The 15610-nt window shown below is 63.9% G+C and carries 14 protein-coding genes; 5 read left to right on the forward strand and 9 right to left on the reverse strand.

Annotation, left to right across the window (positions count from 1 at the left end):
* Nucleotides 1–3: 3 nt before the first annotated feature.
* The 8 genes from rbfA to BLV45_RS13030 form a co-directional block, all read right to left on the reverse strand.
* A complete protein-coding gene (gene rbfA, locus BLV45_RS12995; RefSeq protein ID WP_090533525.1) occupies nt 4–369 on the reverse strand; it encodes a 30S ribosome-binding factor RbfA in 366 nt (121 codons plus the stop codon).
* A gap of 164 nt (nt 370–533) precedes the next feature.
* A complete protein-coding gene (infB, locus tag BLV45_RS13000; RefSeq protein WP_090533527.1) occupies nt 534–3446 on the reverse strand; it encodes a translation initiation factor IF-2 in 2913 nt (970 codons plus the stop codon).
* A gap of 93 nt (nt 3447–3539) precedes the next feature.
* The gene (nusA, locus tag BLV45_RS13005; protein WP_090533529.1) at nt 3540–5015 is read right to left on the reverse strand and encodes a transcription termination factor NusA; all 1476 of its coding nucleotides are present in this window, start codon (nt 5013–5015) and stop codon (nt 3540–3542) included.
* Entirely contained in the window at nt 5012–5470 is a 459-nt protein-coding gene (gene rimP / locus BLV45_RS13010) for a ribosome maturation factor RimP (protein WP_090533531.1), read from the reverse strand. Before rimP ends, nusA begins: the two co-directional genes overlap by 4 nt.
* Before the next feature lie 404 nt (nt 5471–5874).
* A complete protein-coding gene (rluB, locus tag BLV45_RS13015; protein ID WP_090533533.1) occupies nt 5875–7749 on the reverse strand; it encodes a 23S rRNA pseudouridine(2605) synthase RluB in 1875 nt (624 codons plus the stop codon).
* A 61-nt stretch (nt 7750–7810) separates the two neighbouring features.
* Nucleotides 7811–8977: an SMC-Scp complex subunit ScpB gene (scpB, locus tag BLV45_RS13020; RefSeq protein WP_090533535.1), complete on the reverse strand. Its 1167-nt coding sequence runs from the start codon at nt 8975–8977 to the stop codon at nt 7811–7813.
* A gap of 286 nt (nt 8978–9263) precedes the next feature.
* Nucleotides 9264–10472 carry a pyridoxal phosphate-dependent aminotransferase gene (locus BLV45_RS13025; protein ID WP_090533537.1) on the reverse strand — a complete coding sequence of 403 codons (1209 nt, stop codon included), beginning with the start codon at nt 10470–10472 and terminating at the stop codon, nt 9264–9266.
* Nucleotides 10473–10720: 248 nt separating this feature from the next.
* Nucleotides 10721–11623: a LysR family transcriptional regulator gene (locus tag BLV45_RS13030; RefSeq protein WP_090533539.1), complete on the reverse strand. Its 903-nt coding sequence runs from the start codon at nt 11621–11623 to the stop codon at nt 10721–10723.
* 408 nt (nt 11624–12031) lie between these two features.
* On the opposite strand from BLV45_RS13030, the gene BLV45_RS13035 reads away from it, so the two are divergent.
* Complete coding sequence (locus tag BLV45_RS13035; protein ID WP_090533541.1) at nt 12032–12433, forward strand: transposase; 402 nt, start codon at nt 12032–12034, stop codon at nt 12431–12433.
* A gap of 296 nt (nt 12434–12729) precedes the next feature.
* Nucleotides 12730–12981 (forward strand): hypothetical protein, encoded by a 252-nt coding sequence (locus tag BLV45_RS13040; RefSeq protein WP_090533543.1) that lies wholly within the window; start codon nt 12730–12732, stop codon nt 12979–12981.
* A 298-nt stretch (nt 12982–13279) separates the two neighbouring features.
* Here BLV45_RS13040 and BLV45_RS13045 read toward each other — a convergent pair whose 3' ends face one another.
* Nucleotides 13280–13603: a hypothetical protein gene (locus tag BLV45_RS13045; protein ID WP_090533546.1), complete on the reverse strand. Its 324-nt coding sequence runs from the start codon at nt 13601–13603 to the stop codon at nt 13280–13282.
* A gap of 245 nt (nt 13604–13848) precedes the next feature.
* Between BLV45_RS13045 and BLV45_RS13050 the strand changes: the two genes are divergently transcribed.
* The 3 genes from BLV45_RS13050 (at nt 13849) to BLV45_RS13060 (ending at nt 15474) form a co-directional block, all read left to right on the forward strand.
* Nucleotides 13849–14568: a YdcF family protein gene (locus tag BLV45_RS13050; RefSeq protein ID WP_245753217.1), complete on the forward strand. Its 720-nt coding sequence runs from the start codon at nt 13849–13851 to the stop codon at nt 14566–14568.
* Between the two features lie 257 nt (nt 14569–14825).
* On the forward strand, nt 14826–15053 hold the full coding sequence (locus tag BLV45_RS13055; protein ID WP_090533548.1) for a hypothetical protein: 228 nt from the start codon (nt 14826–14828) through the stop codon (nt 15051–15053).
* Between the two features lie 163 nt (nt 15054–15216).
* Nucleotides 15217–15474, forward strand: coding sequence for a DNA-binding protein (locus BLV45_RS13060; RefSeq protein WP_090533550.1), 258 nt, complete (start codon nt 15217–15219; stop codon nt 15472–15474).
* Nucleotides 15475–15610 lie beyond the last annotated feature (136 nt).

The raw sequence follows: 15610 nt of genomic DNA on the forward strand, positions 1-15610 counted from the left end.
AGCTCACTCGTCCTTGGCGCGCGAAGCGTTCGCTTCGTCGATCAGACGCGACATCTCGACGGCCTGCTCGATCGTCTTGTCGTAATGGAAATGCAGCGTCGGCACGGTGTGAATGTGCAGGCGCCTGAACAGCAGGTTGTGCAGATGGCCGGCCGCGTGATTGAGCGCGTCCTGCGTCTGCTGCGGATCGCCCGTCAGCGTCGTGAAGAACACTTTTGCGTGCGCGTAATCCGGCGTCAACTCGACGCTCTGAAACGTGACGAGCCCGATGCGCGGGTCTTTCACCTCGCGCAGCAACTCGGACAGGTCGCGCTGGATCTGATCGGCGATCTGCACGTTGCGATTGGGAGAAGAACGTTTTTTAGGCATGGTGAATCCGTGATCCGGTTTGTCGGCTGCGTTGCGTTCAGGCCGCATCGGCAGGGGGAGTGAAACGACCCGCCGCGACCTGAATCCGCACACAGACACCGACACAAAAACAAAGGGCGGAGCCGGGCAAGCGCCCGCTCCGCCCTTCGAGCGCTGCGCCTGACTTACAGCGTACGCGCGACTTCCGTGACTTCGAAGACTTCGAACTGGTCGCCTTCGACGATATCGTTGAAATTCTTCACCGACATACCGCATTCGAAGCCCTGGCGGACTTCCTTGACGTCGTCCTTGAAGCGCTTCAGCGAATCGAGTTCGCCGGTGTGGATCACGACGTTGTTGCGCAGCACGCGCACCGACGACGAACGCTTGACCACACCGTCCGTGACCATACAGCCGGCCACCGCGCCGATCTTCGGCACCTTGAAGACCTGACGGACTTCGACCATGCCGGTGATCACTTCGCGCTTCTCCGGCGCCAGCATGCCCGACATCGCGGCCTTCACCTCATCCACTGCGTCATAGATGATGTTGTAGTAGCGGATGTCGATGCCATTGGATTCCGCGAGCTTGCGCGCCTGCGCATCCGCACGCGTGTTGAAGCCAATGATGACGGCCTTCGAAGCCGTTGCCAGGTTGACGTCGGATTCGCTGATGCCACCCACCGCGCTGTGCACGACCTGCACGCGCACTTCGTCGGTCGAGAGCTTGAGCAGCGACTGGACCAGTGCTTCCTGCGAGCCCTGCACGTCCGCCTTGACGATAAGCGGCAGGTATTGCACTTCGCCTTCGCCCAGCTGTTCGAGCATGTTCTCGAGCTTCGCGGCCTGCTGCTTCGCCAGCTTGACATCGCGGAACTTGCCCTGACGGAACAGCGCGACTTCACGCGCCTTGCGGTCGTCCGGCATGACGATGACTTCCTCGCCCGCCGCCGGCACTTCCGACAGACCCTGAATTTCAACCGGGATCGACGGACCCGCCGACTTCGTCGGCTTGCCGGTTTCGTCGAGCATGGCACGCACGCGACCGTAGGCGCTACCCGCCAGCACGACGTCGCCACGGTTCAGCGTACCGGACTGGACGAGGATCGTTGCAACCGGACCCTTACCCTTGTCGAGCTTCGCTTCGATGACTAGGCCCTTGGCCGGCGCATCGATCGGTGCCGTCAGTTCCAGCACTTCAGCCTGCAGCAGCACGTTTTCGAGCAGGTCGTCGATGCCCGCGCCGGTTTTCGCCGACACCGGCACGAACGGCGATTCGCCACCGTACTCTTCCGGCACGACGCCTTCCGCGACGAGTTCCTGCTTCACGCGTTCCAGGTTCGCATCCGGCTTGTCGATCTTGTTGATCGCGACGACGAGCGGCACGCCAGCGGCCTTCGCGTGGGCGATCGCTTCCTTCGTCTGCGGCATCACGCCGTCGTCGGCTGCCACCACCAGAATCACGATGTCCGTTGCCTTTGCACCGCGGGCACGCATGGCCGTGAAGGCCTCGTGACCCGGCGTGTCGAGGAACGTGATGACGCCACGCGGCGTTTCGACGTGATATGCGCCGATGTGCTGCGTAATACCGCCCGCTTCGCCCGCCGCCACCTTCGCGCGACGGATGTAATCGAGCAGCGAGGTCTTGCCGTGGTCGACGTGACCCATGACGGTGACGACCGGCGGACGCGGCAGCGCTTCGGCGTCGGTGATTTCACCTTCGACGAGCATCGCTTCCGGATCGTCCAGCTTCGCCGCGACGGCGTGATGGCCCAGTTCCTCGACGATGATCATCGCCGTTTCCTGGTCCAGCATCTGGTTGATCGTGACCATCTGGCCAAGCTTCATCATCGACTTGATGACTTCCGAAGCCTTCACGGCCATCTTGTGCGCCAGATCGGCGACCGTAATCGTTTCCGGCACGTGCACTTCGCGCACGATCGGTTCCGTCGGTGCCTGGAACGTGGTGTTCTGGTCCTGATGCTTGCCACGACCCTTCGGACCGCCGCGCCAGCCGCGATCGACGCCGCCGCTGGAATCGCCGCGCGTCTTGATGCCACGGCGCTTCGCTGCGTCGTCCTGCCAGCCGCCCTTGCCGCCACCTGGCTTCTTCTTGTCGCCCACCGACGACGGCGCCGCCGTCGTGGCCGGTGCAGCCGCGGGCTTCTTCGCGGCCGGACGGGCCGTCGTTTCACCTGCCGGACGCGCGGGCTTGTGCAGCGTGCCCTTGGCTTCGGCGGCCTTCGCCGGCTCAGCGGCCTTCGGCGCCGGTTCCGGTGCCCTGGCCTGCTGCGCCTTGCGAGGCGTGTTCATCATTTCGCGGATCGCGCGCGCTTCGGCTTCAGCCGCTGCGCGACGCTTGCTGACTTCTTCCTGCTCGGCGCGCGTCTTTTCCGCAGCCTGACGCGCTGCGTCTTCCGCCTTCTTCGCCGCTTCGCGTTGCGCCGCGCGCTCCGCGGCGGCGCGTTCGTCGTCCTGCTCGGACGGGCGTTCGGCCTGAACGGCCTCCGCCTGCTCGGCTTCGACACGGGCAGCCGCTTCCGCAACCGCCGCACGCTTCTTCGCCGCTTCTTCTTCCGCGCGACGACGCTCCGCCTCAGCCGCCTGTTCGTGCGCCTGGCGCTCTGCCTCTTCGCGCTCGAGCTGTTCCTGACGGGCCTTCAGCTCCTGCGCCTGCTTTTCGAGCAGCTCGGCTTCGTGCCGCGCCTCTTCCTCGCGACGCTGGAGTTCGAGATCGTCGACCTCGGCGACATCCTCAGCCACATGATTCGATGCATCACCGCCTTCGCCGCCCGCTTCGTCACGGCGGACGAACGTGCGCTTCTTGCGCACTTCGACCTGAATGGTGCGAGCTTTGCCCGTCGCGTCGGATTGCTTGATCTCCGACGTGTGCCGTTTCGTCAGCGTGATCTTGCGCTTGTCGGCATCAGTCGAACCGTGCGACTTGCGCAAGTGGTCGAGCAGACGCGCCTTGTCCGTTTCGGACAGGGTGTCGTCTTCGCTCGCTTTTGTGACGCCCGCCGCCTGCAGCTGCTCGAGCAGCACGCCGGCAGGCATTTTCAGTTCCGCGGCAAATTGGGCTACGTTGTTACTCGCCATTCATTCCTCTTAATGCAAGGACCGATTCCTTGCGGTTAGCATCGGGTCATGCGGCCTGACGGCCGCTTTCAGGTCAGTGGGTCATGGTCATTTTCACTGGAACCAGTGTTCACGGGCCTTCATGATCAACGCCTTGGCGGCCTCTTCTTCCATACCTGTCATCTCGATCAGCTCGTCCACCGCCAGTTCCGCGAGTTCGTCGCGGGTCTGGATCTGATGTTCGGCCAGCTTCGCGAGCAGGTCGGCATCCATGCCATCAAGGCTCTTCAGGTCGAGCGCTACGTTTTCGACCTTCTCTTCGTTTGCAATCGCCTGCGTCAGCAACGCGTCGCGGGCGCGATTGCGCAATTCATGCACGGTGTCTTCGTCGAAGGCTTCGATTTCGAGCATCTCGTTGAGCGGCACATAGGCAATCTCTTCGAGGCTCGTAAAGCCCTCGTCGATCAGGATGTCGGCTACTTCCTCATCGACATCGAGACGCGCCATGAACAGGTCACGCAGTACGCTGCGTTCCTGATTCTGCTTTTGTGCAGATTCGTCCGGCGTCATGATGTTGATCTGCCAGCCGGTGAGTTCGCTGGCAAGACGCACGTTCTGACCGCTACGGCCAATTGCGACCGCCAGTTCGTTTTCGTCCACGACGACGTCCATCGAATGCTTTTCTTCATCGACGACAATCGACTGGACGGCTGCCGGCGCGAGCGCGCCGATCACGAACTGGGCGGGATCTTCCGACCATAGCACGATGTCGACGTTTTCGCCACCGAGCTCATTACGGACGGCTTGCACGCGCGAACCGCGAATGCCCACGCAGGTGCCGATCGGATCGATGCGCTTGTCGTATGCGACCACGCCAATCTTCGCGCGAACGCCCGGGTCACGTGCGGCCGCCTTGATTTCCAGCAGGCCCTGCTCGATTTCCGGCACTTCCATTTCGAACAGCTTCATCAGGAATTCGGGCGCGGTGCGCGACAGTTCGATCTGCGGACCGCGCGCGGTGCGGTCGACCTTCGCGATATACGCGCGAACCCGGTCGCCGACGCGCAGGTTTTCCTTCGGAATCAGCTGGTCGCGGCGCAGCAGCGCTTCGACACGGCCGGTTTCGACGATGAAGTTACCCTTGTCGAGGCGCTTGACCGAGCCGGTCATGATGTGTTCGCCGCGTTCCAGAAAGTCGTTCAGGATCTGCTCGCGTTCAGCGTCGCGCACCTTCTGCAGGATCACCTGCTTGGCGGCCTGCGCGCCGATACGGCCGAATTCGATCGACGGCACCGGTTCCTCGATGAACTCGTCGAGCTGGATGTCGGCCTTCTGTTCGCGTGCTTCGAACAGCAGGATTTCCTGATCCGGCTCCTGCAAACCTGCTTCGTCCGGCACCACGCGCCAGCGACGGTACGTTTCGTGCTCACCGCTTTCACGGTCGATATGGACGCGGATGTCCGCGTCTTCTTCGAAGAGTTTCTTGGAGGCCGAAGCGAGCGCCGCCTCAAGGGCGGCAAAAACCACGTCCTTGTCGACGTTCTTCTCGCGTGCCAGCGCATCCACCAGCATCAACACTTCGCGACTCATTGTTTGCGGCTCCTAAAATCAACTTGGGGGACGAGGCGTGCCTTGTCGATATCCGCGACCGTGAAATCGAGCATCGCGGCGCCTTCCTTCCCTTCGAATTCCAGACCGATCGTTTCGCCCGTGGGTGCATGCAGGATGCCCCGGTACGATTTCCGTCCGTCCAATGGCTTTTTCAACGTGATGACCACTTCGCTGCCAGCGAAGCGTTCGAAGTCCGCCAGTTTTTTCAGCGGACGGTCGAGACCGGGCGACGACACTTCAAGCCGCTCGTAATCGATGTTTTCGACCGTCAGAACGTGCTGGAGCTGACGCGTGACCTTCTCGCAGTCTTCGATTGCGATGCCGGCCGGCTGGTCGATATACACACACATCATGCCGCGCCCGGTGCGCTCGAGATCGACGAGCTCGTAGCCGAGGCCCACGACCGTGGTTTCAATCAGTTCCGTCAGTTGCACAGTGCCCTCTAGGATGTTCGCGCGGCGGGCCAGCAGGTTTGCCAACCGGGTTACCCCAACGATCACACCTGCGGGCCGCGCGCAAGGCCGGCGCGCGTTCGTGCGACCCGGGACGCAAACCGCACCGGCAAAAAAAAATGGGCGAAACGCCCATCATCTTATTGCCGGTGCTCGCACCAGAGTCGCACACGAAAAACCGCACACCCAGCGACTTCGCGATTGTAGCATTTTTCAGGACAAACGCAAACCTGCAATGCCCACGGAACGCCCGCTGAAGGCTGTTTTAACAGGAATTTCTCGGCTTACCTCGCGCTTTGGCGAAGCGCGCGACAGCGCGGCCAGTACATCAGGATCGTGCGTCGACGACGGCCAGCCGCCGCGCGGCGCACGATTCATCCGGCGCTTCAGCGACCGCGTGTGCGGCTGCGCGGCGTGCCGCGCGGGCCACCCCGGTTACCAGCCGCATTCGGGTTGCCGCCCGCGCGGTTGCCCGCGTTGCCGCCACCGGCATTGCCGCCGCGATTGCCGCCCGGCGCGCGATTGCCACCGCCGCTGCCGGCACGGTTCGCACCGCCGCCGCCCGCGGCACGATTGCCGCCGTTACCCGTGGGCGCACGATTGCCATCGATATCGCGTCCGCCGCGCGCACCCGGATTGCCGCCTCGACCGCCACCGGCACCGCCTGCGCCGCCCGTGCCGCGGCCTCCACCTGCGCCGCGACCGCCGTATCCGCCGGCTCCTGCACCACCAAAGCCCGACGACGCGCCACCGAACCCGCCGGCCGCGCCACCGCGACGACCCTGGCCGCGCGGCGCCGGATCAGTCAGACGCGCGTGCGACATCAGCACCGGCTCGCGGTTGATGAAACCCATCGACGTTTGCATCGGATCCGGCTGACGACGCTCCGGCGCCGCGTTGCGACCGCCCTTTTCCTCGGCCGGCGCCTTGAGTCCAACCGACGCCATCAGGCTGCGCACCTGATTGTCTTCGAGCTCTTCCCAGCGGCCGCGCTTCAGGCCCTTGGGCAGCGAGATCGGGCCGTGACGCGTACGGATCAGGCGGCTCACCATCAGCCCCGCCGCCTCGAACATACGACGCACCTCGCGATTCCGTCCTTCGGCGAGCGCAACGTGGTACCAGTGATTCGTGCCTTCGCCGCCGCCATCGCGGATGCGCAGGAAATTCGCCGGGCCGTCTTCGAGCTCGACGCCGTGCAGCAGCTTCTGACGCATGCCCTCAGCGAGCTCGCCGACCACGCGCACCGCATATTCACGCTCGACGCTGTAGCGCGGATGCATGAAGCGGTTCGCCAGATCGCCCGACGTGGTCAGCATCAGCAGACCTTCGGTGTTGAAGTCGAGACGGCCGACCGCGAGCCACTTGGCGGTCTTCATCGGCGGCAGCTTGTCGAACACCGACGGGCGGCCTTCGGGATCTGCGTGGCTGACGATTTCGCCGGTCGGTTTGTGATAGAGAAGCACGCGCGGCGGCTTGCTCGCCAGCTTGCGCTTGACCGGCTTGCCGTTGATGCGGACCTGGTCGGTCGGCATGATGCGCTGGCCGATGTGCGCCGGCTCGCCATTGACGGACACCCGTCCGGCGATGATCAGCTCTTCCATGTCGCGGCGCGAACCCATGCCGGCTTCGGCGAGCACCTTGTGCAGCTTCGGCGCGTCGTCGTCCGGGGAGAGCACGCGTTTCGGCGCGGCGGCCCGGCCACGTTGCAGCATCGGCGCGCGGACGCCACCAGTCGTACTGTTGTCGGCATCGAACGCCGGCGAGGTCACGTAGGAGAAAAGATCGTCCGTGGAGGCATCGGTTGCGACTGCGGCGACGGGCGCTTCGCCGCGGCGATTCTGCTGGCGCTGACCGCCTTCGCGCGGCGCGCCGTCGCGAGGCGCCTGGGGCCGCTTGCCACCTGCATTGCGGCGCTGACCCTGGCCTTGCCCCTGACCTTGCCGCGGACCACCTTCCTTGCGCGGCGCACGCGGCTGGGCGACCACCTCGCCGTCCGGCGGCGTGTCCGTCGCGACCGGCTCGCCTTGTGCCGGCGCGCCTTCCGTGCCCTTCGTCCGGGTGCCCGAGCGGCGACGTGCAATCAGGCTGCGCGGACCGCGGCGCAAACCGCGACGCGGACGGTCTTCGCCGTCGGCGCCCGCGGTGTCGCCCGTGCGCTCGCTTGCGCCGGCCGGTGCCTGTGATTCGCGCGTCTCGTCGGGACGCGCGGAGTTCACGGCGCGCTCGGATTCGGACGAATCGGTGTCGTGGGTATGTGTCAAAACAACCTCAAAGTGTCAGGTCGCGCGCGCCCATTGCGGGCGCGGCAAAAGTTCGGTTACGTCAGGCGCTGCGCGATTCGGTTTCGTCGTCGGTCAGGAGGCCTGCGTCCCGCGCGGCATCGTCACGATCTTCCTGATCGTCGTGTGCCGCACGTGTCGGGTTCGACTCAATGGCGCGCTCCGTTTCGCGGAGTTCGCCCGAGCCGTGCGCGGGTATTGCGGGATCGGCCTGGGAGGCCGGATCCTGATTTTCTGCATGACCGGCGACGCCCAGGGCATCACCGGCTTTTGGTTCCACATCTGCTTCAGCGAACGGTTCCGCCGGTTGCGCGTGCGCATCGGCATTGACGTCATCGGGCGTTTCGGCAGGATGCGGGTGTTCATCGGCCTGCGCTGCGAGCGGCTGCCCTTCCGCGCTGGCATCGGCGAGCGTGCCTTCCCCGTTTGTCGCAGGGATGTGCGGCGCGTCGTTGGCTGCTTCGGCTCCGATGTTCGCCGGGCCGTTCGTCGGACCGGTTTCCGTGTACGTCCCAGTTGCGTCGCCCGATTCAGCGTGCGCTGCTTCGACGTGCCCATCGGTCGCACCGAACGTTTCCGGCGCATCGTCAACAGGCGTCGCGTTGACCGTATCCGCATCCGTCGCTTCAGCTGCCGCGGCCTCGCCATCGGGGAATTCGATTGCGCGCTGCCCCAGCAGGTTCACGTTCAGCTGCGCCGACGGATCGTCGAGCGGCGGCAATTCGTCGAGTGCCTTCAGCCCCAGGTCATCGAGGAACGAACGCGTCGTTGCGTAGAGCGCCGGGCGTCCCGGCACGTCACGATGACCAATCACTTCGATCCAGCCACGGTCTTCGAGCTGCTTGACGACCTGCGTGTTCACCGTCACGCCGCGGATCTCTTCGATATCGCCGCGCGTAACGGGCTGACGATAGGCGATGATCGCGAGCGTCTCGAGCACCGCGCGCGAATATTTCGGCGGTTTCTCGGGATGCAGACGGTCCAGGTACGAGCGCATTGCAGGCTTGCTCTGAAAGCGCCAGCCGGACGCCAGGCCGACCAGTTCCACCCCGCGACCCGACCACTCCAGCTTCAGGTCTTCGAGCAATGTGCGAACCGTGTCTGCCGACACGCCGTCGGCGAAGAGCTTGCGCAGCTCGCCGAGCTTTAACGGCTCCTGCGCGCAGATCAAGGCAGTCTCGAGGACGATTTTCGCCTCTTGGGTATTCATGCAGCCAGGTCGACCTTATGAGTTAGGGTCAAAGAACCGGATCAGGCAGACGATTTGGAACTGAAGACGCGCTCGCCCGATTCTGATCGGTCATATTGATGGGAGCACGCACCGGGGGGAGGCGAAACAGGCTAATCGAGCCAAACCCAGCCGGACGGAGCAGCGAAATTCCCGCAGGGAATCGCGTGACTGAGCGCCATCTTACGCAAAAAAAATCGAAGCGTAAAGGCGAAATACCGGCCACGCAGCCGCCAGGAGGTCCGTCCAGCCGTTTATCCGACGGGCATCAGCGGCGGCCGGGTTCTGCCAGATAGCGTCGCAGACGCTCCACGCCAGCGTCGAGGCGCGCCGTGTCGCACGCATAGCACCAGCGCACGAAGCCTTCCCCCTCGGGACCGAATGCGCTGCCTGGCGCAAGCCCGAGGCCTGCTTCCCGAACCAGCGCCTTGCACAGTTCGAGACTCTGCGTCGCGCCCGGCAGCGAGAAGAACAGATACATCGCGCCAGCCGGGGCCTTGACGTCGACACCGGCGATCGATGAAAGCGCGCGCACCAGATGATCGCGCGAAGCGTGCAGATCGGCGACGAGTTGCCGTGTGAATGCCTCGCCCTGCCCGATCGCGGCCACGCCGGCCTGCTGCACGAACGACGGCGCGCACGACGTGTTGTATTCGACGAGCTTGCCGAGATCATCCATCAGCGCGGCCGGCGCGACGATCCAGCCGAGCCGCCAGCCCGTCATGAGCCACGCTTTCGAGAACGAGTTGACGCAGATCACCCGCTCGTCGCGTGTCGCGAGATCGAGGAACGACGGCGCCGTGCGGGCACCGTTTGTGTTGTCGGCGTAATAGAGGCGCTCGTAGACTTCGTCGGCGACGATCCAGATGCCGTGACGACGGCAATGTTCGAGCACCGCGCGCTGCTGCTCGCGCGTCATCACCCAGCCGGTCGGGTTATTCGGCGAGTTGATCATCAACAGCTTCGTGTCCGGCGTGAGGGACGCCAGCAGCCGCTCCAGATCGAGCGTCCAGCCATGCGCGCCATAATCGAGCGCGACGGTGTCGACGTGGGCACCGAGGATTTTGGGAATCTCGACGAGGTTCGGCCACAGCGGCGTGACGGCGACCACGCGGTCTCCCGCGCCGACCACCAGCTGCGCGGCCAGCATCAGCGCGTTCACGCCGGCGCTCGTCACGGCGACGTGTCCGGCTGAGGTCGCGCCGTGCAGCGTGCTCACGTACCCTGCAAGCGCCTCCCGAAGCGGTGCGATACCGAGGTTGTGCGTGTAGAAGGTGGCGCCATCGTCAAGCGCGGCGCGAGCCGCGTCGCGGATGAACTGAGGCGTCACGCGGTCGGATTCGCCGAACCAGAACGGCAGTACGTTCTCGATACCCAATCCGGCATTCGCCACTTCGCGGATCTGCGAGGGTCGCAGCGTCCGGACGGCGTCCCGGGCATCAGGGGCTGAGGGTTGACGCAAATGCAGTTCGGTCATCGTGCTGTCTGGTTATCGGTGAAGGGGTTCGCGACGGCGGTAAAACGTGAGTTTAATGGCTCGCCGCCGGTTTGGCGCCGGTTTGCCGCCGTTTGCTACCCGTTCGCGCCGGCGAACCGGCAAAGGCCTGTGCCGGCGCCGCTCGCAGTCGTGAACGGCCTGCGCAATCCGGCCGCGAGCCACATTAGTTCAGGAAAACCGCCGTCCGGGTTCGTACACGGCGGCCTTGTTCTCGGCTGCAAAGCCCGTTACCGCAAATCTTCCGCCCGCGCGGGCAACTGGCGGATCAATCCCCAGACCGCCTCGGCCGCGGGCGACAGCGAGCGGTCCCGCCGGCGCACCAGTTCCACCGTCCGCTCCGCACGCGGTACCAGCGGGCGCGCCACGAGCGACGAATTCGCGGGCAGAGGCAATGACAGCCACGGCAGCACGGTCACGCCGATGCCAGCCTCGACCAGCCCGAACACGGTGGCCGAATGGCCAAGCTCCTGCGCGACGGTAGCGGTGACGTTGTGCTCGGTCATGACGGCATCGATGATCGGCCGGCTGCCCGACGCGTAGTCGAGCATCACGAGCCGTTCGCCCTCCAGATCCGTCCACGCGACCTGGCGCCGCGCGGCCAGCCGGTGATCGCTGCGCGACACGAGGCAGAACGAATCGGTCATCATCGGTTCGCTCAGGAGATCGTCGGCGGACAAGGGCCCGATCACGACGCCGAAATCCACCTCGCCCGACTTCACCTTGCGCACCACGTCGCTCTGCACGTCGTCGCGCAGCCCCAGCGCGACGTATGGAAAATCCCGCCCGCAGGTCGCGATGATCTGCGGCATCAGCCGGCACGCGACCGTTGGGCTCGCCGCCACCACGACCCGCCCGCGCCGTTGCTGGCCGATCTCGCGAATCTCGCGCAACGCGTCGTCCAGATCCGTCAGCAGTCGCGACACGCTCGCCACCAGATTGCCGCCGACGTCCGTGAGCTGGACCTCGCGCGTCGTCCGGTCGATCAGCTTGAGACCGATCTCCCCTTCCAGTTCGCGCACACACCGGCTCACCGCCGACTGCGTGAGCCCGATCTCGTCGCCCGCCCGGCTGAAGCTCTGCAGCCGCGCCACCTCGATAAACACGCGCAACTGCCGCAACGTCACATTCATCCAGTCACCTCATTAATTGACGTCTTTCATGCGAATTGTATTGTTTCTGAACATGCAAAGGCACAAATCACTATTCGCTGCAATGCAGCAATAAAGCGCAGACGCACGGTGGGCGGGCTTGATTGCACAAGATTGGTGATTGTCCCGATTTGCGAGATGGGTTTTTTGGATTCTCATACGCCCCTGGCTAGCGCCCTCGCTAGCCCGATGCCACGGGGTTTTGGGGCGTTCGCTGAAGAAATGGCACGCTTCATGCATTAGGGTGATCACTGGGTCGACGCTTCTCGCCGCTGGATTGATGCTCTCCACGCCACGACAAGCCCGACCCGCCTGGCACCCGAATCTGGGTGCATGAAGAGTGCGCGGCGCGGGGCAGCGCACCGGAGTTAGCTTCGCTGAGGTGAAAACATGATGCTGTTCGACGATTTGAAAGACAACGAGTGGACGCTGGTCGAGGCGCTGTTCTGTGCGGAGCCAGCACGGAGCGAACGACGCGGCCGTCCTCGCGTGGAAGCCCGCGCGGTTGTCAACGCCGTGCTGTGGGTGCTGTCGACCGGTGAAGGCTGGTCGAAACTGCCGGGCCGCTACCCGTCACCGCCCACGTGCCGCCGCCGTTTCGACGAGTGGCAGGCCGATGGTACGCTCGCCGAAATAGTCAAGCGACTGGGCACGAGCGGCCGTGAAATTTCGCTGCGCGGACGCATCGGCGCAACGGCAGCCAAGCCGCCCGCACCGCCGAGCCGTGACCGTCTGCGCGGCGCTTTCTGGACCAATCCGGAATCCTGGCGCGCACCGGTCAAGATGGCCTGACACCACACTCCTTGCCACCGGGCGCCTTCGGGCGCCCGGAGCGCATCTGCGAGGCCTGTCGTACACGGGTTCCGCTTCGCCACGTCACGGGTGAAGGCGTTTTCGTCTCCTTCGCTTCTGTCCTGCCGACGCCGGGGACAGCGTTCCCATCGCGGGTTTCGCATCGCCATCCCTACGCGGTATTCAGCGCCTGGCGAAACATCTCTTTACCATTATTTACATCACGCTTTCGCTCCCAGGCATACCGTATGAGTATGCGAACAAGCCTGAACCAGACGGCTTGACGGGAGCCCATCATGAAACCAGTGTCCCTGCTTCTGTGCGGCATGGTGGTTTCATTACTTGCCATACCCCTGCTAGCCCAGGAACGACCGCAGATATGGAACTGGCATCCGGAACGTTCTGCCAGCCTCAAAACCTGGCAGAACGAGATGCCAACTCGCGGCTTCACGCCGCCTACGCCGCGCGGCGATCTGCGCGGCGATATCGCGAGCAACGCACGCGGGCGGCCAGACGTATCACGCGACAACGATCAGCGCAGGCGTTAGCTTTTCTCCATCCAGCAGGCGTGCGGGAAGTCGCGGTTGTTTAACCTTCGATATGCACGGTCGAATGGCGGTGCCAGCGCGCATCGGAAGAATGCAGATCCGTGACCGACGCATGCGGACAACACCGGGAACCACTTCGAAATGAGCGTTGTCTCACTCGAGCCATAAGCACAGCGTGGCAGAAGTAAATCCGGTATGCCCGTATCTCGAGCCCATATCTTGCGATACGGGCTTTTTTTGCGAAAGGTGGTCTCGCCGACGCCAGGCGCCGGTTCGCGGTGAACCGGATCTGCAGCGGTCAGGAACGCGCTTCGAGCGCGGCGACCGGGTTCGCTTCAGGCGTGATTGCGGTGTAGTCGTTCATCCGGTGGGCATGCCACTGCAGCGAGCGCTCGTCGCGTTCGAGCCGCGCGAACTCTGCCCTGCCCCGTTCGGTCAGCACCGCTATATCGACCGGGGCATGAAAGCCCGGGGCTGGCGCCACCGTGCGCTGTCGAACGGTCTCCATGAGACCCAGTGCGCGGAGATATTCGAAAACACCGGGCCGTCTGGCCCAGGGTACCTGGCGATATTGCGCCCGCCTTAGCGCTTCGAGTACCGCTTCGTTGGAATACGTGGTCATCTCACTTCTTTCTTAAAGTGCAGCCATGACACGACTTGCGCAACGCTTGTCACCGCGCCACTGGTGAGAGGCGAAGCACCGGATTCTCCCGATGTTCCGTTTGCCACCGGGTGCTGCCTGTTATATTCAGGACCCCCGTACGAACGCGTTGCCGACGTTCTATCCCCGTGCCGACGATGCGGTCCGTGCCGGTGCGATGGCAGGCGCGAAGATTGTCCCGAAAGTCATACGTTACCCCATTTAAATTGATTCTATTCACTTTATTGGCGCTTTTTTTTGCAGCTTTCCTGCTATTGCGCCGGCAACGTTCGATCATTGTCATTATCGCACTTGCGCTCTTCTGGCTGCTCTCGTCCGGTTGGCTAACGGCGCCGCTGCTCGCGTGGGCAGGGCACGGCGCGAACCCGGTTGCGCATGCAACTTTCTCCGGGCGCGCCGCGATCGTGCTGCTCGGCAGCGGCACCGAATACGACAGCCACGACCGCCTGGTTCCGAAGCGCGACGCCATCGCCCGCATCGAGAAAACCGCCGCGCTCTACGCCGACTGCACGCGCGTCGCGGTGCGCTGCGAGGTCATCGTAAGCGGCGGCAATCCGCAGAGGCACGAAGCCACCGAAGCCGACACCTATCTGCCCTGGCTCGTGGAACGCGGCGTCGCGCGCAGCGACATCGTGCTCGAAAACCGCAGCCTGACGACTTACGAAAACGCAAAGCTCGTCGTACCCATTCTGCAACGGGAACATTACGATTCGACGATACTCGTGACATCCGCGCATCAGATGCCACGCGCGTTGCTCGACTTCCACCGGTTCGGCAGTTTCCCGCAGCCGGTTATTTCCAATACGCGCCGCGCCCATCCTGGCGTGCTACCGCGCTATATCAACCTCGTCAACGCGAACATCGCGCTGCACGAATTGATCGGAATTGCACAATTTCATGTCTATCACGCGATCGGCTGGTTCTGAGCTGATCGAGGCACGCAACATGCTGCTCGCACGCGCAGATCGATGTGAGCGCGCCCCGCGAACCGGATCATGCGGATCGCATCGATACCGGCCTGGCCGGACAGAACATATCGCTTGCGCCAAACGTAACTGAATGTAACGAACTGTCAATTCTGTTACGAGTGGTCCGCGATAGCAGATATTGCTCGCTAGAATGCAGTGTCTTTCCGACTGGACAGGCTTTACTCGGGTCCATCAATCACTCTACGGAGGTAGCAATGAAAAAAGTGTCCCTGGCAGTCCTGGTTGCCCTTTCGGCGCTGACGACGGCGGCTTATGCGCAGTCCGAAAACGGCGTCACGATGAGCACCGATCCGGCAAAGGCAGCCGACGTCGAACAACGCGCGCAGGATTTGCAGGCAAGGCAGCAAGCCATGGAAAGCGCGCCGAGGCCCGCTCACCACGGCAAGTCGATGAAGCACAAGAAAGCCCCGAAGGCTGAATAACGCCTGCTCCAGCGTCGCGGCGAAATCTTGCCGCATCAAGGAGAAAAAGCCGAAGCCGGCGTCACCGGCTTCGGCTTTTTTGTTGCCGGTACCTGGGTGACGGTATGCTAAAGTCGCGCACCCACCCATCCCAACCCGTGCGCACCCTGGTGCGGAGGACAGAATGAGCAACATCGAGCTGGACATCGAATGGACCGAAGCAGCGTCCCGCAAGATTGAAAAACTGATGCCGCGTGGCAGCCAGGAAGCGTTTCTCGCGTTACCGCCGGTCGAATGCCTGCCCATGGAAGGCGACGTGCTCTTCCTCGGCCCGTCTGGCAAGCAGCAACCGTTTATCGTCGCGGAGCGCCAGTACCATCACGACGGCGATGCGGACTGGACGATCATCCTGATCCTCGACGTCCCGCAGGCAACGCACTAAAGCGTCGCTTTCAGCGAGTGAACGCGTGCCCGGCATCGACGGCGGGCCAGAACGACGACGGCGGGCACATGCCCGCCGTCGGTCCATCCGGGGTCGCCTGATCCTCGCCTGATCCTCGCCCGGTCCGTCACCGACG

This window comes from Paraburkholderia sartisoli, assembly GCF_900107685.1.
GTDB classification, from domain to species: Bacteria; Pseudomonadota; Gammaproteobacteria; order Burkholderiales; family Burkholderiaceae; genus Paraburkholderia; species Paraburkholderia sartisoli.